Genomic DNA, 17,465 nt, shown 5'->3' with positions numbered 1-17,465 from the left:
CGGTGAACACGATGTTAATCTTCGGTCGAAAACCCGTCGCTTCGTGGCCGGAATGCGGCCGTTTCGGGGTCTTTCAGAGCCTTTTGAGCCCTTTCCGGTCAATGTGACTTTTGCATCACATATGTTTCGTCTGGATGTCGCTTGGGCGCGGTTCTGTTTCAATTTCGGCGAGCCCTGCGAAATTTCCGTTCGCGCGCTTGGAAAGCCCTTTGGCGGCAGCCGGAACCGGAACGGGCTTTGCCCGTTCTCGGTTGAACCGCATCGCGCAGGAGTTTCGCCATGGCACCCCGCCCCGCCTGGAAGGGCTATCTGAAACTGTCGCTGGTCACCTGCGCCGTCGAACTGACCAACGTCGTCACCCACACCGAAAAAGTCTCGTTCCGGGTGCTGAACCGCAAGACCGGCAATACGGTCAAGCGCATCTATGTCGATGCCGAAACCGGCAAGCCGCTGGAGGAAGGCAACGAGATCAAGGGCTACGAACTCGACGACGGCGACTTCGTCCATATCGAGGAAGACGAGATCGCCGCGGTGCAGATCGAGTCGTCGCACACCATGGCGCTCGACGGCTTCGTCGACAAAGCCTCGATCCAGCAGATCTATCTCGACACGCCCTATTATGTCGCGCCGGCCGACAAGGTGTCGGAGGAGGCCTTTGCTGTCATCCGCGACGCCATGGCGGGCAAGAAGATGGCCGGGCTGGCGCGCATCGTGCTCTATCAGCGGGAACGTCCCGTCGTCATCGAGCCGCTCGGCAAGGGCATGGTGCTGACCACTTTGCGCTACGACAACACGGTGCGGCAGCCGGACACCGTCTTCGGCGAGATCAAGGCGGTGAAGACCGACCAGGAGATGACCGATCTCGCCGAGCTCATCATCGACAAGAAGAAGGCGAAGTTCGATCCGTCGAAATTTGAGGACAAGTATGAAGACGCGCTGCTCGAACTGATCCGCGCCAAGAAGGCCGGCAAGAAGGCTCCGCAGCCGCAGGCCGCGCCCAAGCCGTCCAACGTCGTCAATCTGTTCGACGCACTGAAGAAGAGCCTGTCGGATGGCGGCGCAGCGAAAGCCCCGGCGAAGAAGGCCAAGCCGGCGTCCAAGCAGGCCAAAGCAAAAGCGTCCGCGCCCAAACGCAAATCGGCGTGAGCACCATGGCCAGCCTCGAACAATATCAGTCCAAGCGCGATTTCAAGAAGACGGCGGAGCCTGCCGGCAAGGTCACGCGCGGCAAGACATCCGCCGGCATCTTCGTCATCCAGAAACACGATGCGACCAGGCTGCATTACGATTTCCGCCTCGAGCATGACGGCGTCTTGTGGAGCTGGGCAGTGACGCGTGGCCCGAGCCTCGATCCGCACGAAAAGCGGCTGGCCGTGCATGTCGAGGATCACCCGATCGACTATGCCTCCTTCGAAGGCACCATCCCCAAGGGCGAATATGGCGGCGGCACGGTCATCGTCTGGGACGAAGGCACATGGACGCCGGAGATCGACCCCGCCAAGGCGATGAAGAAGGGCCACATCTCCTTCGAGTTGAAGGGAAAGAAGCTGAACGGCCTCTGGCATCTCGTCAGGCTAAAACCCCGCGCGGGCGAAAAGCGCGACAACTGGCTGCTGATCAAGTCTGACGATGCAGCCGCCCGCCCAGGCGAGGACATTCTGAAGGACGCACCGAAATCGGTGAAATCCGACCTCACGATCGAGCAGGTCGCGGAAGGCAAGACCGCCGACGGCAAGAAGCCGAAGGTCTGGCATTCCAACAAGCCTGCCGCCTCCAGTAAGGCCAAGGCGAAGGCCGGCAAGCGCCTCGATTTCATCGAGCCGCAGTTGGCGACGCTTGAGCGCGACGCGCCGCCCGGCAAGGACTGGCTGCACGAGGTCAAATTCGACGGCTACCGCATGCAGGCGCAGATCGCCGGCACCGAGGTGCGGCTGCTGACCCGCACCGGGCTCGACTGGACGGAGAAATTCGGCCCTGAGATATCAGCCGAACTGGCCCAGCTGAAATGCAGCGACGCCACCATCGATGGTGAGATCGTCGTGCTGGCCGACAGCGGCGTTTCTTCCTTCTCGCTGCTGCAGCAGGATCTCTCCGCCAATCGCACCAGCCGCTTCACCTACTACGTGTTCGACCTGATGCGGCTCGACGGCAAGGACTTGCGCCGCGAGCCGCTGGTCGAGCGCAAGCAGGCCTTGCAGGAGCTGCTCGGCGAGCCGCCCGAAAATGCAGCCGTCCGCTTCAGCGACCATTTCGCCGAGCCCGGCAAGATCATGCTCCAGCACGCCTGTCGCATGGGGCTGGAAGGCATCGTCTCCAAGCGCGCCGACGCGCCCTACCGCAGCGGCCGCGGCCCGAGCTGGGTGAAGTCGAAATGCACGGCGCGCCAGGAATTCGTCATCGGCGGTTATCTGCCGTCGGAAAAGACCGGCCGCGGCCTGCGCTCGCTGCTGGTCGGCTATTTCGAGGGCGGCAAGCTCCATTATGCCGGCCGCGTCGGCACCGGCTTTTCGGTCAAGGGCGCCACCGATCTGAAGAAGAAGCTCGATGCGTTGAAGGCAAAATCGTCGCCCTTCGCGGCGGCCGTGCCGAACGGCAAAGGCCTGGTCTGGGTCAAGCCTGAACTTGTCGGCGAAGTGGAGTTCCGCAGCTGGACCTCGGACCGTATAATACGCCACGCGTCGTTCCAGGGACTGCGCGAGGACAAGCCGGCGGAGGAAGTCGTGCAGGAAAAGCCATCGAAGGCCGACAGCAAGGCAAAGCCCGCGGCAAGCAGCGCCGGCAAGGTTGCCGGGACCAAAGCTGGGGCAATGACCACCAGCGTAAAGCTATCCCATCCCGAAAAACTGCTGTGGCCCGACGAAAAAATATCCAAGCAAGCCTTGCTCGAGCACTACGCGCTGGTCTGGCCGCGCATGGAACAGTTCGTCGTCAACCGGCCGCTCAGCCTGGTCAGGGCGCCGGACGGCATTGGCGGGCCGCGCTTTTTCCAGAAACACGCCTCGGCCGGCATGAGCGACAAGATCGCCCGGATGAAGGATCCGACCGATGGCGAGGAAATCCTGTTCATCCGCGATTTCGACGGCCTCGCCGCCCTGGTCCAGTACGGCGTGGTCGAGGTCCACATCTGGGGCTGCAAAATCGACGCGCTGGAAAAGCCGGACCAGATCATCTTCGATCTCGACCCCGATGAGGGCGTTGACGTCAAGGCGGTGCGCGCGGCAGCGCTCGACATCCGAGGCAAGCTCGACGATCTGTCGCTACCCAACTTCGTCAAGCCGTCGGGCGGCAAGGGCTATCACGTGCTGGTGCCGCTGAAGCCGTCGGCGGATTGGGATGAAGTCAAAACCTTCTCGCATGATTTCGCCAAGGCGCTGGAGCAAGGGGCGCCTGACCGCTATACCGCGACGCTGTCGAAAAAGGCGCGCACCGGAAAAATCTTCGTCGACTATTTGCGCAACGGCAGGGGTTCGACGACGGTCGCGCCCTACTCCTCGCGCGCCAAGAAGGGCGCGACGGTGTCGATCCCTGTGACCTGGGCGGAGGTGGAAGCGGGGCTGGCGCCGAATTCATTTCCGATCGGCGACAAGACGACGCTGAAACAGCTGGAGAAGGCCGATCCGTGGGCGGATTTCTTCAAGCAGGCGAAGCTGCTGAAGCGGGGGTGAGCCACTGCACATTCGCAAACGGAGCGATCCTTCACACCCCCTCTGTCCTGCCGGACATCTCCCCCTCAAGGGCAGGGCAATCGCATATGGACTCTTTCGAGGAATCGAACGGCGAACAAATCGGAATCGCGTCGAGAACAAACGTCGCGAGATTCCATCTTTGTTCCGCATATGCGATTCCCCTGCCCTCAAGGGGGGAGATTGGATGTCACCCCGGCCTTCGCCAATCATTGACGCCGCAAGACGGGGCGATACCACAAAGCTGCTAATCTCCCCCCTTGAGGGGGAGATGGCCGGCAGGCCAGAGGGGGGTGCTGTCCCGCCAGCATCGCGAAATCAGCGCCCGGCAAACTACCCCAAAAACACCCGCTCGAACGCCTGCTTGCCCGGCGGTGAAAATACCACCGCCCGACTATCCTTCTCGCGCCGGGCCCATTTCTCCGCCAGAATCTTGTCGAGGATCGCCGCGCCCAGCGTTCCCGCGAGGTGCGAGCGGCGGACGCTCCAGTCGAGGCAGGCGCGGCAGACCGGCCGGCGCGGCTTGGCGTCGACGTCGATGCCGATGGCCGAAAAGTGTGAGGCAGCCGACGGCCCGAGCCTGATCTCGTTGTCGTTGCGCAAGAGAATGTCGCGCGCCACGAGGCGATCGAGCATCGCCACCGCCTGTTCGCCGGCAAGATGGTCGTAGCAGACGCGGGCGACGCGCATCGCGCCGTCGCGCGGGCCCGGCCGCACGCGCTTGGGGCCGACCGCTTCAGCCACGCCGGTGATGGCCTCGATCATGCCGGCCACCTGTGGCCCGGCGAGGCCGTAGTAGCGATGCCGGCCCTGGCTGGCCAAGGTCAGCAGTCCGCCCTCCATCAGTTTGGACAGATGCGAGGACGCCGTTGGCAGTGACACGCCGGCCTCCAGCGCCAGTTCGCTCGCCGTCAAAGCCGTGCCGCCCATCAGCGCATTCAGCATGTTTGCCCGCGCCGGATCGCCGACCAGGCTGGCGATGCGGGCAATGTCGGGTCCTTCACGCATAGTTCGGTCTCCATCGAAGCATTCTTGCGAGATAATCACTAATGTCGAGCGAGATCAAGGAGAACGCCGATGCCAACCGCTTCCGCCCTACCCGCCAGCCGCCAATCGTTCCCGTTCGTCACCTGGCTGCACCGGCGGCTGTTCGCCCGCTGGTACGACCGCCACCTGCAGCGGCTTGACCCCGCCGAGATCGACGACCATTTGCTGCGCGACCTCGGCCTGACCCGTAGGGATGTGCGCCGCGAATGCGCGAAATCCTTCTGGCAGGCCTGACCGCCGGCATTTTGCTTAGCAGACCCGGCGGCACAACGTTTCGACGCCGCTCGAACCATCGACGCAGAAAACCCAAGGAGATCACGATGACCATCACCTGTTTCATCCGCTATGAGATCGACCCGTTTGGCAAGGCGGCCTTCGAGCAATATGCCAAGGCCTGGGGCCAGGCCATCCCGCGCTGCGGCGCCGACCTGATCGGCTACTATGCGCCGCATGAGGGCTCGGCCACCACCGCTTACGCCGCCTACAACATCGACAGCCTGGCCGCCTACGAAGCCTACCGCGCCCGGCTTGCCGCCGACCCGGCGGGCAAGGCCAATTACGAATTCGCGCGGCGGGAAAAGTTCATCTTGAAAGAAGACCGCATCTTCCTGAAGCTGGTGTCCGGACCGCATGGACCGCGCCAGCTGTTCCAGACCGCGGTCAAGGAGGAAGCATGATCGCAGTCATCTTCGAGGTGCAGCCGGCTGAGGGAAAGCGCGATGCCTATCTCGGCATCGCCGCGGAACTGCGGCCGCTGCTCGACGACATAGACGGCTTCATCTCGATCGAGCGCTTTCAGAGCCTGGTCGACCCGAGTCGCGTCCTGTCGCTGTCGTTCTGGCGCGACGAGGAAGCGGTGAAAGCCTGGCGCAACACGGAAGAGCATCGGCAGGCGCAAAAGGCCGGCCGTGGCGGAATCTTTGCCGGCTATCGTCTGCGGATCGCGCATGTGGTGCGCGATTATGGGCTGACGGAGAGGGACGAGGCGCCTGGGGATAGCCGGGCGGTGAATGGGTGAGTAGGTATCGGCGTCGCGCCAGGCCCCCTCATCCGGCCGCTACGCGGCCACCTTCTCCCCGCTGGGGAGAAGAGGCTGGCGCCGGCGGCGAAAATCTCCTCTCCCCTCGGGGAGAGGTCAGCCGAGCGAAGCGGAGGCTGGGTGAGGGGGCGCTTGGCGCTAAGCATTCCCGATCAGCACCCCGGCCGCAAACACCAGCGCCCCGCCAAGCACCACCTGAAACGCCGCCCGCAGGAAAGGCGTCTGCATGTAGCGGTTCTGGACGAAGGCGATTGTCCACAGTTCGAAGAACACCACCACCGCCGCCACGGCCGTCGCCGTCCAGAAATGCGGGATGAGATAGGGCAGCGCGTGGCCGAGGCCACCCAGCGTCGTCATGATGCCGACGGTCAGCCCCCGCTTGATCGGCGAGCCGCGGCCCGACAGCTTGCCGTCGTCGGAGGCGACTTCGGTGAAGCCCATCGAAATGCCGGCGCCGATCGAAGCGGCAAGGCCGACCAGCAGCGTCTGCCAGGTGTCATGCGTGGCGAAGGCGGCGGCAAAGATCGGCGCCAGCGTCGACACCGAGCCGTCCATCAGCCCGGCCAGCCCCGGCTGCACATAGGTCAGGATGAACTGGCGTTGCTCGGCGCTTGCCTCTTCGTCCTTGACGGCGCCCGGCACGTGCTGCTGCTCGAGCTGCTGCGCCGACTTCTCATGGTTCTGCTCGGCCGCCGCCAGCGCGTCGAGCAGTTTTCGGGTCGAGGCGTCGCTGGTATGCTTGGCCGCCTCGACATAAAACAGATAGGCGCGCCGCTCCATCTCTTCGGCCTGGCTGCGCACATGCTCGATGCCGAGCGGCCGCACCAGCCAGTCAGGCTTGCGCTCGTAATAGCCCTTCACATGCTCGCGCCGGATCAGCGTGATGCGCTCGCCGAAACGCTTGCGGTAAAGGTCGATCAGCGCGTCGCGATGGCCGTCTTCCTCCTCCGCCATCGCCTCGAACACTTTCGCCGATTGCGGAAAGTTTTCGGCCAGCCCGTCGGCATAGGCACGGTAGATGCGCCCGTCATCCTCTTCGGACGAAATTGCCAGTGCCAGGATCTCCTGTTCCGACAGCGTTTCGAAGGGACGGCGGCCGAAACCGAAGACACGGGAAAGCATGAAAAATTCACCCTAGTTTAGAATAGTTCTAAACTAGGCGTTGGCACCCCTCCGGTCAATCGCCGGTCAAGAAATGTTGAAGCGCAGCGCTTGTGCGAGCCCTTCATTATCAGCGAATGTTCGCCTATATAGGTGGCAACACGCAAGGCGAAAGGACACCCCTGGAGATGACGGCAAAGCCGCACGACCAATTCGACCCCAAACCCGTCCTCGATCTCATCGCCAGCATCGAGGCCGACCTGCAGCGGCTGAAAGGCCTGGTCGAACAGCAGGTCGAAAAATTCGACCCCGCCAATCCGCACAACAAGGCCCCCGACGGCAAGCTGACCGAGGAGGGCGTCGAGTGCTGCTACCGCCTGTTCGACGAAGGCAAGTCGCGCTATTCCGTCGCCCAGCAGATGAAGATCTCCTTCGCCGCCGCCACGCACAGGTTCAACGCGTGGCGCAAGGCGGGTGGGTCGAAGCGGCAAAGGGCGTTACTAGGATAGAGGCCGAGATGTAACAGAACTTGGGTTCCTCGCCCCCGCCAAAGGCGGGGGAGAGGTGGCCGCGAAGCGGACGGAGAGGGGGCCTTTTCGTAGGGCGCAGCCCCCTCTCCGTCTCGGCTTCGCCGATCCACCTCTCCCCCACTTCGTGGGGGCGAGGAACCCATCCTGGAATAGCGCCGCGCTGCCCCTCATCCCCCTGCCGGGACCTTCTCCCCGTGAACGGGGAGAAGAAAGCTTGGCCCCTACGGCGTCAGCTCAATTTCTTCCGTCTCGCCGCCTTCGCAGGTGTAGCAGCAGTCGTCGCATTTTTCCTGGTTGTTGGGGCCGACGCCCCAATAGGTTCCCTCGTCGCCGTCGACCCAGGCGCCGTAGCAGATCGACTCGCCTTCATTGCACGAGACCGGGATCTGCTTGGTCTCGCCATCGTCGAGATAGAAATCCTTGTCGTTGCCCGGCCAGACATAGTCGCGGTCCTGGCTGTAGAGCTCGAGGCGCATGGCGTTGGGATGGCTGTTCTTGACGGCAAAGGTGATGTCGGCGGCGTAGGCCGATGGCGTCAGCAGAACGGCAAGCGAAAGTGCTGCGACGATGCGGCGCGTGATGGTGAGAGACATGGCATTCCCCGAATGAGAATCGGCCCCCTCGGCCGAGAGCGCCAGCATCGCATGATGCGGGGTGACATTGAAGCGCGGTCGCTGACTGAATTTGGGATGATTGGCGGGCGAGTGTAATCTCCCCCCTTGAGGGCAGGGCAATCGCATATGGACTCTTTCGAGGAATCGAACGGCGAACAAATCGGAATCGCGTCGAGAACAAACGTCGCGAGATTCCATCTTTGTTCCGCATATGCGATTCCCCTGCCTTGAGGGGGAGATGTCGCCAAAGGCGACAGAGGGGGTCGCCTCGCGTAGAGCGCCAACCTCATTTGCGAAATCAGGCCGAGCCCGGTCGGACCGACCCCCTCTGGCCGCTACGCAGCCATCTCCCCCTCAAGGGGGGAGATAAGCAGCTTCGGCGCCTCACCTACCCCACAAACCCAACCCGTTTATGCGATCCATCGCAAAACGGCTTGTTGGCCGAGTGGCCGCAGCGGCACAGGAAGGTGCGGGTGGTGCGGTCGATCGTGTGGCCGGTGCCGGTGACGATCTCGGCATTGCCTTCGACCTTCAACGGCCCGTTGGTGGTGGGTGTCACGGTCAGCGGGCCATTGCGCGCCTCCAGCGTTGCCGGCGCGTCCTTGAGCGGCGGCTCGCCGGTGGCTGCGAAGCCGGCCTTGATGTGGCTGTTGTCGCAGAACGGTTTGTTCTGAGAGGCGCCGCAGCGGCAGAGCGTGGCGCGAAAGAAGGTCTCGCCGCCGAGCACGATCTCGGCATGGACGGTCAGCGGCCCGTTCTCGCGCAGCCGCACCGTGTTGACCACCGGCGGCTTCTCCTGCGGCCCGCCATCCTTCCTCAGATAGCCGATGGCGCCGGACGGACAGTTCTGAGCCAGCGTCACCACCTGCTCGACATCAGCCGCCTCGGGGTGGATCCACTCGCCGGGCGCATTGGGCACGAAAACATGCGGGTTGCCGAGCACGCAGTTGCGCGAATGGATGCAGCGCTTGCCGTTGAAGGTAACGTCGATCTTCTCGCCTTCGACAGTGCCTGCCATGGAGCTCTCCTCGTGGTGGGTGACAAGAGGCTAGGGCGGTGGCGGCAACGGCGTCAAGCTCGCCGGGAGGATGGGGAGCTGATCTCCCCCCTCGTGGGGGAGATGGCCGGCAGGCCAGAGGGGGGCGCGAAGGATCGCCAGCGTGTCGGATCAACAAAGCCTAAAATCGAAATGACTTGGGCTGCAGGATGAGAAGCCGGCGGGACAGCGCCCCCCTCTGCCTTGCCAGGCATCTCCCCCACGAGGGGGGAGATCAGCAGCCTCGGCGCCGGCGCTACTCCACCAGATCGATCGTTTCCGTCGTCTTCTCCACGCAGATGAAACAACAGGTATCGCAAGGCTGGTCATTGTCCGGACCCACCCCTGCCGAAATCGCGTCATTGCCATTCACCCAGGCGCCATAGCAGATGTTTTCGCCCTGAGAGCACGAGATCGGCACCGATTTCTGCGAGTTGGGTTCGATCAGAAACACCTGGTCGCCGCCCGGCCACGACATCTTGCGGTCACGGCTGAACAGCTCCACCGCCACCGACTGGCTGCGCAGGTTCTTGACGAAGAACGCCATATCGGCGGCATGCGCCGGCGTGGCGAGGAGGAGGGCGGCAAGGGTGAGGCGGAGCATGATGGCGGGGTCCCGAATCGGAGATCGGAACTAGAGCATGAGCGGAGAAGCGGCGGTAGAGCGGGTAATCTCCCCCCTCGAGGGGGAGATGTCGCCGAAGGCGACAGAGGGGGTCGGTCCGACCGGACTCAACTTCCTGCGCGGCAGAGGAAGGTCAGCGCTCCACGCGATGCGACCCCCTCTGGCCGCTTCGCGGCCATCTCCCCCTCAAGGGGGGAGATCAGCGCCTCACCACCACATGCGGCGCGAATGACTTCACGGCTTCGACCATGTCCTGGCCGCGCACATCCAGCGACGACACCTCCATGTGCACGGTGTTCTTGCCGAAGGGCAGCATCAGGTTGAGCGCATTGGCGGGCGCATATTTGATTTCGTCGGGTGGCTCCCCAGTGAGCTCGAAATTGAGCATTGCCGCGCCCTTGCCGGAGGTCAGATGCACGCTCTTCACCATCGCCCATGGCACCAGGACATCGCCGGCGCGAGCATCGCGGAAGCCGTGGCTGTCCAGGGTGACCTTGACCGAACTGTCGAAGGCCCCGCGCGCGATGACATAGCCGAGCCCAAGGCAGCCGATCGCCACCAGCGCGATGATCAGCACATGCCCGCTGTACGCACCCGCCGCCAGTCCGCTGAGCGCGCCGAAACCGAACATCGCCCCGATCAGCAACGGCCCGATTGCCGGGAAGATCTTTCCCGTGGCGCTGTTGCGGAGTTCGAGCGGCGAAGACATCGGACAAGATTGAAACTGAACGCCGCGGGAGTCGAGAGGTCTATGCCGGGCTGGCAGGCGCGCCTTGGCCAGCCGGTCGCTCGCGGCAGAAGTACAGGATCGCCAGCATCACCGCGATCAGCCCGATGGCGTAGTAGATCCCGACGCCGGCATAGTGTTCCGCCCTTTCGATCGGATAGGTGCGGCCGTCCCCGGCGGCGCGCGCCACCATCGAGGCGACGAGCGCGTCATGGGAGAACATCCAGTTTATCGCGCTCAGGAGCAGGACCGAGATGAGCAACAGGGCGTTGTAGAACTTCGCCCTCGGCGCGAACCGCAGCAGCATGGCGCCACACCAGCCGTAAACGGCACCGTAGAGCGCGACCGCCGCATTCTTCAGCGGCGTCTGCTCGACCATGAACAGGAACGGCGTGCCGTCATCGCCTTCGGCCAGGCGCAGCATATACCAGATGCCGGAGAGCACGCCGAGCGTGCCGAGCAGCAGATTGGCCCATTGGCGTTGGCCCTCCGGCTGCTCGTTGAGCGGGTAGGAGAGCAGCCATTCGCCCACCGAGGCGTTGGCCAACCGCACAAGAGCGACCAGGATCACCGTAACGAGCTGCCGCGCCGCCCATGTCGTCGGCTGGCCGCGAACGGCCTCGCCGACACCGGGAAACAGCCGGTCGGCCACGACGGCCGCCGCATTCACCCAGGCGTAGTCGAGGCAGAAGCTGAGGAACGGCAAGACATATTTGCGCAAATCGAAATTCTCCGCCCGTCACCTCTGCTTGGCGCACCCCTGCTTAACGGTTGGGCCGCACAAGTGTCCAGATCCAGCCGGCAAAGGTCAGCACCAGGAACGGATAGCCGGCGGCGGGCAGCGGCGCCGAGGTCGGCAGCAAGGGCGCGCCCCACAGCACCATGGCCACCGTCGCGACAAACAGGATGGCGGCGATGAGGCCTGTGAGCCGCATCCACAGGGCAAAAGTCTTCGGCGCACTGATCAGGACCAGCGCTGCCGCCCACAGCGAAATGCCGCCGACATAGGAGGGCACGCTGGCCTCCAGCCCCGCCGCATTGCCGGCTAACAGCAGGCTCTCGCCGGCAAGGAAGGTGAGAAACCCGGCCGCGACGCACTCGTTGCCCAGCCGCTGGTATTTCATGGTCAGAAGTGCTGCGGCCACCACGAGCGCCACCCCGTCGATCATCCAGAGCGTTTCGCGGAGTGGAGCGCTGGCGACGAAAGTGCCGGCCAGGCCAAAGGCGCCACCGATGGCGAGGCCGATCGCGGCGACGGTGTCGAGAGTGGAGCGCATGCCATATCTCCTCAAGCCGGGAGGGAGGATACTCCAGGCGTTCCGTCCTCCAAAGAGCTTCCCGGAGGTGGCGCTGCGAATCTCGATTGGCTAGAGAGTTAATCGAAAGCGAAGGATGAGGGCAGCCGCCAGCGAGCTTTAAGCTCGGCCACCTGCCTTTTCATAAGCGTTTGTCAGCTGCCGAGCCAACATTCCAGACAGCAATTCTTCCATCTGAGAAAGATCGATACGCCCCTCTTTGGAGGCAGCGTCTGCCGCATCCAAAGCATCGAAGTACGGATTTCTGTTCTCTACTATTTGTTCCGGAATAGTTGGTGTTCCAGGAAATACACTCTCTGCCTTTATGCACAAAACTACGTAGGACAATATACGGGACGTCCGACCGTTTCCGTCAGCGAAAGGATGCACCCAATTAAGCCGCCACATTATGTATGCGGCAAGGTGGATAGCCGTTGCCTTGTCCCAATTCTCGTTGACGTAGTCGCAAAGCTCTTCAATCAGTTCCGGAACAAGGTGAGCTTCAGCCGGCTTGTGTTTGCTGCCAACTATTTCCACGCCTGCCGGCCGAAAATTACCCGCATATGCGCTAATTCCAGCCAACGCTTCTCGCTGCAAGGCGAGTATCAGAGATGGTCGGAGCTTGAAGCTGCCGCGGTCAAGCGCCTGATAAACCGTCTGGATGCCATAGTCATACTGCCTCAGACCATTCCTGGCCTCAGCCTCCGCCTTAAGCTCCGGGTCCGATATCAGCTCAGCTTCAAATGCTCTGCTGTGGCGTTGTGTGGAATCGACCACCATAATGACCTTCAGTCGGCAATTAACCCTTAGCGCCCTTGCTCAAAAGTTCCGCCTGCTTATCGATCATCTCACGAGTTATTCTATCGTTCTCGAACTTGGTATTACCATAAGCAAAGCTTCGGCGTTGCTGTTCCTTATCGTTTTTTGTCTGATCGAGCGTCTTGGTAGCTTCGATCAGTTTTTTCAGTGCTTCAGTCATTGATACCTCCTGCGCTTATCGCCTAACTGGCAAACGCAAATCACTCTGGCGAGCATGCGCGATACCCGCCGAATTTGCCAATGAATTTGTTATGAAGGCCCATCGCGCATCGCACACAGCCAACACCTAAACCTACCAACTCAGCTACGAGCAAAGGATTGGCTATAAAGGCAAGGTTGGAGATTTTACGGGCGCCGAGGTTCTTCCTGCTCAGAACATATCAGGAACAAACGGACCCCTCAATCCCCCATCTTCAAGGCCTGGATAAACGCCTCCTGCGGAATATCCACCTTGCCGAACTGCCGCATCCGCTTCTTGCCTTCTTTCTGCTTGTCCAGCAGCTTGCGCTTGCGCGAGACGTCGCCGCCGTAGCACTTGGCGGTGACGTCCTTGCGCAGGGCCGAGATGGTTTCGCGGGCGATGACCTTGCCGCCGATCGCGGCCTGGATCGGGATCTTGAAGAGGTGGTGCGGGATCAGCTCTTTCAGCTTCTCGCACATCTGGCGGCCGCGCTTTTCCGCCGCCGTGCGGTGGACCAGCATGGACAGCGCGTCGACCGGCTCCTCATTGACCAGGATCGACATTTTTACCAGGTCGCCTTCCTTGTAGTCGGTCAGATGATAGTCGAAGGACGCGTAGCCCTTGGAGATCGATTTCAGGCGATCGTAGAAATCGAACACGACTTCGTTGAGCGGCAGGTCGTAGGTCAGCATGGCGCGCTTGCCGACATAGGACAGGTCGGCCTGGATGCCGCGCCGGTCCTGGCAGAGTTTCAGGATGCCGCCGAGATAGTCGTCGGGGGTCAAAATGGTGGCGCGGATCCACGGCTCCTCGATGGCCGAGATCTTCACCACGTCGGGCATATCAGCGGGGTTGTGCAGCTCCTTCATCGAGCCGTCGGTGAGCAGTAGCCGGTAAACGACTGATGGAGCCGTGGCGATCAGATCGAGATTGAACTCACGCTCCAGCCGCTCCTGGATGATTTCGAGATGCAAGAGGCCAAGGAAGCCGCAGCGATAGCCGAAGCCCAGCGCCGCACTGGTTTCCATTTCATAGGAGAAGCTGGCGTCGTTGAGGCGCAATTTGCCGACGGCGGCGCGCAGATCCTCGAAATCGGCGGCGTCGACCGGAAACAGGCCGCAGAACACCACCGGCTGTGCCGGCTTGAAGCCGGGCAGCGCATGCGCGGTGGCGCGCTTGTCCTCGGTGATGGTGTCGCCGACGCGTGTGTCGGCCACTTCCTTGATCGAGCCGGTGAAGAAGCCGAACTCGCCGGGGCCGAGCTCGTCGACATTGATGCGGGCGGGCGTGAACACGCCGGTGCGCTCGACCAGATATTTGGCGCCGGTGCCCATCATGCGGATGGTCTGGCCCTTTCTCAGCACGCCGTCGATGATGCGCACCAGCACGATGACGCCGAGATAGGCGTCGTACCAGCTGTCGACCAGCATGGCCTTCAGCGGAGCAGTGGCGTCGCCTTCGCGCGGCGGCGGCAATTGGTGAACGATGGCTTCCAGCACATCGGGAATGCCGAGGCCGGTCTTGGCCGAGATCAGCACGGCGTTGGAAGCGTCGATGCCGATGACCTCCTCGACCTGCTCGCGGATGCGCTCGGGCTCGGCGGCCGGCAGGTCGACCTTGTTCAGCACCACGACGATCTCGTGGTTGTTGTCGATGGCCTGGTAGACATTGGCCAGCGTCTGCGCCTCGACGCCTTGGCTAGCGTCGACGACCAGCAGCGAGCCTTCGCAGGCGGCGAGCGAGCGCGACACTTCATAGGCGAAGTCGACATGGCCGGGCGTGTCGATGAGGTTGAGGATATAGTCCTCGCCATTGTTGGCGCGGTATTTCAGCCGCACCGTCTGCGCCTTGATGGTGATGCCGCGCTCGCGCTCGATGTCCATAGAGTCCAGCACCTGCTCCTTCATGTCGCGCAGCTCCAGCCCGCCGGTGGACTGGATCAGCCGGTCGGCAAGCGTGGATTTGCCATGGTCGATATGGGCGACGATGGAGAAATTGCGGATGTGGTCGAGAGGCGTGCTCATAGCGCGCGCTTTAGCAGGGGCAGGGTTGAGGGGCAAGCGGGGGTGAGGCGTGGTCCGCGAAGCGGACGGAAAGCCAATTGCTTGGCTTTCCGAACAACGAACGCCCGAAGCGATAGCGAAGGGCTGCGCGGCATGGTGCAAGCGCCGCGATCCTGCACACCCCCCTCTGGCCTGCCGGCCATCTCCCCCTCAAGGGGGGAGATCAATCGCACAGTCGTTTTCGCCAATTTTCTATGTCGAAGGAAAAGCGCCGTCGAGGAAACTGCCAATCTCCCCCCTTGAGGGGGAGATGCCCGGCAGGGCAGAGGGGGGTGCTGTCCCGCCAGCGCTGCATTTAGGGCCGCGCCCAATCACAAACCAGTGAGCGCTGTAACGAAGCCTCAGGACGCGGCGAAGTGGGGGTATGGCCGGCAACGGCCGCCGCAACGGAGACCCCCGATGACTGGACTTAACCCAAAACGCGCCGGCATGCTGGCTGCCGCAGGCGCGGCGCTGATGATGCTTGGCGGCACCGCCTTCGCCCAGCCGCTCACCGTGGTCGAGCTCTTCACCAGCCAGGGCTGCTCGTCCTGCCCGCCGGCCAATGCCAATCTGATCAAGGTCAAGGACCAGCCGGGCGTGCTGGCGCTGTCGTTCAATGTTACCTACTGGGATTATCTCGGCTGGAAGGACACGTTCGGCCGCGAGGAGTTCACGCAGCGCCAGGTGCGCTATGAGCCGTCGCTCGGCCGCTCCGGCCCGTTCACGCCGCAGGTCGTGGTCAATGGCGGCGCCGATGCGGTGGGTGCTGCACCCGGCGAGATCGAGCAGCTGATTTCCTCGAGCGGCCACGCTAGGGGACCGTCGCTGTCGCTCGACGGCGGCAAGATCAGCATCGGCGCGGGTTCCGCACCCGGCGGCAAGGCCGATGTCTGGCTGGTTCGTTACAACAAGGGCGTCATCGAGGTGCCGGTGGCGCGTGGCGAAAACACCGGCCGCACGCTGCCGCATGCCAATGTCGTGCACTCGCTGGAGAAACTCGGCAGCTGGAGCGGCGATGCCACCACCTTGCCGTTGCCGGCGGCTTCCGGCGGCTTGAGCACCGCGGTGCTGGTGCAGACCCCGGGCGGCGGGCCGATCCTGGCCGCGGCCGCCAACTGATTTTTCTTTTTTCCACCCAACGCCGCAAGCGCGGCACAACCGGGCTCGCATCCGCGCGCCCTCATCAGAGAGGAAATACTATGACCAAGACCCTGACGGCGCTCGCCTTTGCGCTTTCGATGACCGCCTTCGCCGCCGGCGCCCGCGCCGAAGACGCCATGAAGCCGGCGGATCCGATGGCCACCGCGGCGATGAAGCCGGCAACGGACGCCATGAAGCCGGCGACCGATGCCATGAAGCCCGTCGACCCGATGGCGACGAATGCGATGAAGCCCGCCACCGACGCCATGAAGCCGGCCACCGATGCCATGAAGCCCGCGACGGATGCGATGAAGCCGGCGGACGCAATGGCGCCTGCTAACTAGAATCGTCGCGCAGCCCCCTCTCCGACCGCTGCGCGGCCACCTCTCCCCCATTTCATGGGGGCGAGGAAACGCCAACCGCAAAGGTCGCGATCCCGCGAAAGCTTGGGTTCCTCGCCCCCACAAAGTGGGGGAGAGGTGGCTCGGCGAAGCCGAGACGGAGAGGGGGAAGGCGCCGGCGCACAGCAAATTGAGAACCTTGCGGCGGCTTTCGTCGTATAATGTTAGAGAGCAATAGGAGATCAGACATGACCGGCATTGCAAAGACGAGAACGCCGATCTTCAAGAGCGCGCTTGCGGCGCTCATCGTCGCCGCGGCGGCGGCTGCCTTCTGGCAGAGCCCGGCGCGCTCGGCCGAGGACGCGGTGGTGATCCCGCCGCCGGCGATGGACGAAAAGGCCGCCAGCGGCAGCGAGAAGGCGATCTTCGCCGGCGGCTGCTTCTGGGGCGTGCAGGGCGTGTTCCAGCACGTCAAGGGCGTGACCAGGGCCGTCTCTGGCTACACCGGCGGCGCCAAGGGTGACGCCGTCTACGAAACGGTGGGCAGCGGCCGCACCGGCCATGCCGAATCGGTCGAGATCACCTACGATCCGTCCAAGGTCACCTATGGCCAGCTGCTGCAGGTCTATTTCTCGGTCGCCCACAACCCGACGCAGCTGAACTACCAGGGGCCGGACTCGGGCACCCAGTACCGCTCGACGATCTTTGCCGAGAATGGCGAGCAGCAGAAAATCGCCCAGAGCTACATCGCCCAGCTCGACCAGGCGAAGGTGTTTCCAAAACCCATCGTCACCACGCTGGAGACCGGCAAAACCTTCTATCCGGCCGAGGAATACCACCAGGACTTCCTGACGCTGAACCCGACCTACCCCTACATCGTCTACAACGACCTGCCCAAGGTGGCGAATTTGAAGTCGCTGTTCCCGGCGCTGTACAGCGACAAGCCGGTGCTGGTGTTGGCGGGGAAGAGCTGAGCGCCTAATCTCCCCCTCGAGGGCAGGGGAATCGCATATGGCGATTTTGGGCTTGAAGTTGGCTTGAGAAGAGATTCTTTGGGAAGGCAGTCTTAGCGAAGGAGCGACTGCCATTTCCAGCCTTGAGAGCTATTTCGGGGCGGTGCCAGATCCGCGTGCGGCCAACGCCACGCACCGGCTAGGCGATCTGATCGTGATGATGATCGCGGCAAGCCTGTGTGGCGCAACCAACGCGACGGAGTTTTCGCTGTTCGCGCAAGAGCGCAAG

Annotated in this window: 20 protein-coding genes and 1 pseudogene; 10 read left to right on the top strand and 11 right to left on the bottom strand. The window is 63.0% G+C overall.

All coding sequences use genetic code 11. The features are described 5' to 3' along the window. The first annotated feature begins 279 nt into the window (after positions 1-279). Both ku and ligD read left to right on the top strand, forming a co-directional pair. Positions 280-1,146 (top strand): non-homologous end joining protein Ku, encoded by an 867-nt coding sequence (gene ku, locus AC1DZ8_RS32370; RefSeq protein ID WP_477310559.1) that lies wholly within the window; start codon positions 280-282, stop codon positions 1,144-1,146. Positions 1,147-1,151: 5 nt separating this feature from the next. After that, positions 1,152-3,665, top strand: a complete 2,514-nt coding sequence (ligD, locus tag AC1DZ8_RS32365; protein WP_477402335.1) for a DNA ligase D — start codon at positions 1,152-1,154, stop codon at positions 3,663-3,665. 351 nt (positions 3,666-4,016) lie between these two features. Here ligD and AC1DZ8_RS32360 read toward each other — a convergent pair whose 3' ends face one another. Then, the gene (locus AC1DZ8_RS32360; protein ID WP_477310876.1) at positions 4,017-4,691 is read right to left on the bottom strand and encodes an ArsR/SmtB family transcription factor; all 675 of its coding nucleotides are present in this window, start codon (positions 4,689-4,691) and stop codon (positions 4,017-4,019) included. A gap of 69 nt (positions 4,692-4,760) precedes the next feature. Here AC1DZ8_RS32360 and AC1DZ8_RS32355 point away from each other — a divergent pair, with 69 nt between their 5' ends. From AC1DZ8_RS32355 to AC1DZ8_RS32345, 3 genes are all read left to right on the top strand, one after another. After that, positions 4,761-4,964, top strand: a complete 204-nt coding sequence (locus AC1DZ8_RS32355; RefSeq protein WP_477310874.1) for a DUF1127 domain-containing protein — start codon at positions 4,761-4,763, stop codon at positions 4,962-4,964. Between the two features lie 86 nt (positions 4,965-5,050). Further along, positions 5,051-5,407 carry an NIPSNAP family protein gene (locus AC1DZ8_RS32350; protein WP_455860291.1) on the top strand — a complete coding sequence of 119 codons (357 nt, stop codon included), beginning with the start codon at positions 5,051-5,053 and terminating at the stop codon, positions 5,405-5,407. After that, positions 5,404-5,748 carry an antibiotic biosynthesis monooxygenase family protein gene (locus tag AC1DZ8_RS32345; protein WP_477310871.1) on the top strand — a complete coding sequence of 115 codons (345 nt, stop codon included), beginning with the start codon at positions 5,404-5,406 and terminating at the stop codon, positions 5,746-5,748. Before AC1DZ8_RS32350 ends, AC1DZ8_RS32345 begins: the two co-directional genes overlap by 4 nt. Positions 5,749-5,907: 159 nt before the next feature. Here AC1DZ8_RS32345 and mbfA read toward each other — a convergent pair whose 3' ends face one another. Next, positions 5,908-6,891 carry an iron exporter MbfA gene (mbfA, locus tag AC1DZ8_RS32340; protein WP_477310869.1) on the bottom strand — a complete coding sequence of 328 codons (984 nt, stop codon included), beginning with the start codon at positions 6,889-6,891 and terminating at the stop codon, positions 5,908-5,910. A gap of 167 nt (positions 6,892-7,058) precedes the next feature. Between mbfA and AC1DZ8_RS32335 the strand changes: the two genes are divergently transcribed. Further along, on the top strand, positions 7,059-7,379 hold the full coding sequence (locus tag AC1DZ8_RS32335; RefSeq protein WP_477310867.1) for a hypothetical protein: 321 nt from the start codon (positions 7,059-7,061) through the stop codon (positions 7,377-7,379). 242 nt (positions 7,380-7,621) lie between these two features. On the opposite strand, the gene AC1DZ8_RS32330 is transcribed toward AC1DZ8_RS32335, so the two are convergent. From AC1DZ8_RS32330 to lepA, 9 genes are all read right to left on the bottom strand, one after another. Continuing rightward, entirely contained in the window at positions 7,622-7,993 is a 372-nt protein-coding gene (locus AC1DZ8_RS32330; RefSeq protein WP_477310865.1) for a hypothetical protein, read from the bottom strand. 409 nt (positions 7,994-8,402) lie between these two features. After that, positions 8,403-9,032, bottom strand: a complete 630-nt coding sequence (locus tag AC1DZ8_RS32325) for a CDGSH iron-sulfur domain-containing protein (protein ID WP_477310863.1) — start codon at positions 9,030-9,032, stop codon at positions 8,403-8,405. 274 nt (positions 9,033-9,306) lie between these two features. Next, complete coding sequence (locus tag AC1DZ8_RS32320) at positions 9,307-9,654, bottom strand: hypothetical protein (RefSeq protein WP_477310861.1); 348 nt, start codon at positions 9,652-9,654, stop codon at positions 9,307-9,309. A gap of 220 nt (positions 9,655-9,874) precedes the next feature. Beyond that, a complete protein-coding gene (locus AC1DZ8_RS32315) occupies positions 9,875-10,384 on the bottom strand; it encodes a hypothetical protein (protein WP_477310859.1) in 510 nt (169 codons plus the stop codon). A 40-nt stretch (positions 10,385-10,424) separates the two neighbouring features. Then, positions 10,425-11,123 carry a hypothetical protein gene (locus AC1DZ8_RS32310; protein WP_477310857.1) on the bottom strand — a complete coding sequence of 233 codons (699 nt, stop codon included), beginning with the start codon at positions 11,121-11,123 and terminating at the stop codon, positions 10,425-10,427. Positions 11,124-11,166: 43 nt separating this feature from the next. Beyond that, positions 11,167-11,679, bottom strand: coding sequence for a hypothetical protein (locus AC1DZ8_RS32305; protein WP_477310855.1), 513 nt, complete (start codon positions 11,677-11,679; stop codon positions 11,167-11,169). A 138-nt stretch (positions 11,680-11,817) separates the two neighbouring features. Then, positions 11,818-12,477 (bottom strand): Fic family protein, encoded by a 660-nt coding sequence (locus AC1DZ8_RS32300; RefSeq protein ID WP_477310853.1) that lies wholly within the window; start codon positions 12,475-12,477, stop codon positions 11,818-11,820. Between the two features lie 19 nt (positions 12,478-12,496). Beyond that, positions 12,497-12,676 (bottom strand): hypothetical protein, encoded by a 180-nt coding sequence (locus AC1DZ8_RS32295; RefSeq protein ID WP_477310851.1) that lies wholly within the window; start codon positions 12,674-12,676, stop codon positions 12,497-12,499. 239 nt (positions 12,677-12,915) lie between these two features. Beyond that, the gene (gene lepA / locus AC1DZ8_RS32290) at positions 12,916-14,721 is read right to left on the bottom strand and encodes a translation elongation factor 4 (RefSeq protein ID WP_477310849.1); all 1,806 of its coding nucleotides are present in this window, start codon (positions 14,719-14,721) and stop codon (positions 12,916-12,918) included. A gap of 438 nt (positions 14,722-15,159) precedes the next feature. Between lepA and AC1DZ8_RS32285 the strand changes: the two genes are divergently transcribed. From AC1DZ8_RS32285 to AC1DZ8_RS32270, 4 genes and pseudogenes are all read left to right on the top strand, one after another. Beyond that, positions 15,160-15,861 carry a DUF1223 domain-containing protein gene (locus AC1DZ8_RS32285; RefSeq protein ID WP_477311230.1) on the top strand — a complete coding sequence of 234 codons (702 nt, stop codon included), beginning with the start codon at positions 15,160-15,162 and terminating at the stop codon, positions 15,859-15,861. A gap of 80 nt (positions 15,862-15,941) precedes the next feature. After that, positions 15,942-16,226 carry a hypothetical protein gene (locus AC1DZ8_RS32280; protein ID WP_477311232.1) on the top strand — a complete coding sequence of 95 codons (285 nt, stop codon included), beginning with the start codon at positions 15,942-15,944 and terminating at the stop codon, positions 16,224-16,226. Positions 16,227-16,471: 245 nt separating this feature from the next. Then, entirely contained in the window at positions 16,472-17,197 is a 726-nt protein-coding gene (msrA, locus tag AC1DZ8_RS32275; protein WP_477311234.1) for a peptide-methionine (S)-S-oxide reductase MsrA, read from the top strand. A 142-nt stretch (positions 17,198-17,339) separates the two neighbouring features. Beyond that, positions 17,340-17,465: pseudogene (locus AC1DZ8_RS32270) on the top strand (ISAs1 family transposase); the annotation flags it as partial.

It is taken from the genome of Mesorhizobium sp. P2_F7 (genome assembly GCF_056403695.1).
Note: the sequence above shows the minus strand (reverse complement) of the source record. Positions and strands in the feature narration are given on the sequence as shown.

Excerpts from the sequence above, each read along its gene's own strand:
- ku (WP_477310559.1), top strand. The coding sequence starts at position 280 with ATGGCACCCCGCCCCGCCTGGAAGGGCTATCTGAAACTGTCGCTGGTC.
- ligD (WP_477402335.1), top strand. The coding sequence starts at position 1,152 with ATGGCCAGCCTCGAACAATATCAGTCCAAGCGCGATTTCAAGAAGACG.
- AC1DZ8_RS32360 (WP_477310876.1), bottom strand. The coding sequence starts at position 4,691 with ATGCGTGAAGGACCCGACATTGCCCGCATCGCCAGCCTGGTCGGCGAT.
- AC1DZ8_RS32355 (WP_477310874.1), top strand. The coding sequence starts at position 4,761 with ATGCCAACCGCTTCCGCCCTACCCGCCAGCCGCCAATCGTTCCCGTTC.
- AC1DZ8_RS32350 (WP_455860291.1), top strand. The coding sequence starts at position 5,051 with ATGACCATCACCTGTTTCATCCGCTATGAGATCGACCCGTTTGGCAAG.
- AC1DZ8_RS32345 (WP_477310871.1), top strand. The coding sequence starts at position 5,404 with ATGATCGCAGTCATCTTCGAGGTGCAGCCGGCTGAGGGAAAGCGCGAT.
- mbfA (WP_477310869.1), bottom strand. The coding sequence starts at position 6,891 with ATGCTTTCCCGTGTCTTCGGTTTCGGCCGCCGTCCCTTCGAAACGCTG.
- AC1DZ8_RS32335 (WP_477310867.1), top strand. The coding sequence starts at position 7,059 with ATGACGGCAAAGCCGCACGACCAATTCGACCCCAAACCCGTCCTCGAT.
- AC1DZ8_RS32330 (WP_477310865.1), bottom strand. The coding sequence starts at position 7,993 with ATGTCTCTCACCATCACGCGCCGCATCGTCGCAGCACTTTCGCTTGCC.
- AC1DZ8_RS32325 (WP_477310863.1), bottom strand. The coding sequence starts at position 9,032 with ATGGCAGGCACTGTCGAAGGCGAGAAGATCGACGTTACCTTCAACGGC.
- AC1DZ8_RS32320 (WP_477310861.1), bottom strand. The coding sequence starts at position 9,654 with ATGCTCCGCCTCACCCTTGCCGCCCTCCTCCTCGCCACGCCGGCGCAT.
- AC1DZ8_RS32315 (WP_477310859.1), bottom strand. The coding sequence starts at position 10,384 with ATGTCTTCGCCGCTCGAACTCCGCAACAGCGCCACGGGAAAGATCTTC.
- AC1DZ8_RS32305 (WP_477310855.1), bottom strand. The coding sequence starts at position 11,679 with ATGCGCTCCACTCTCGACACCGTCGCCGCGATCGGCCTCGCCATCGGT.
- AC1DZ8_RS32300 (WP_477310853.1), bottom strand. The coding sequence starts at position 12,477 with ATGGTGGTCGATTCCACACAACGCCACAGCAGAGCATTTGAAGCTGAG.
- AC1DZ8_RS32295 (WP_477310851.1), bottom strand. The coding sequence starts at position 12,676 with ATGACTGAAGCACTGAAAAAACTGATCGAAGCTACCAAGACGCTCGAT.
- lepA (WP_477310849.1), bottom strand. The coding sequence starts at position 14,721 with ATGAGCACGCCTCTCGACCACATCCGCAATTTCTCCATCGTCGCCCAT.
- AC1DZ8_RS32285 (WP_477311230.1), top strand. The coding sequence starts at position 15,160 with ATGACTGGACTTAACCCAAAACGCGCCGGCATGCTGGCTGCCGCAGGC.
- AC1DZ8_RS32280 (WP_477311232.1), top strand. The coding sequence starts at position 15,942 with ATGACCAAGACCCTGACGGCGCTCGCCTTTGCGCTTTCGATGACCGCC.
- msrA (WP_477311234.1), top strand. The coding sequence starts at position 16,472 with ATGACCGGCATTGCAAAGACGAGAACGCCGATCTTCAAGAGCGCGCTT.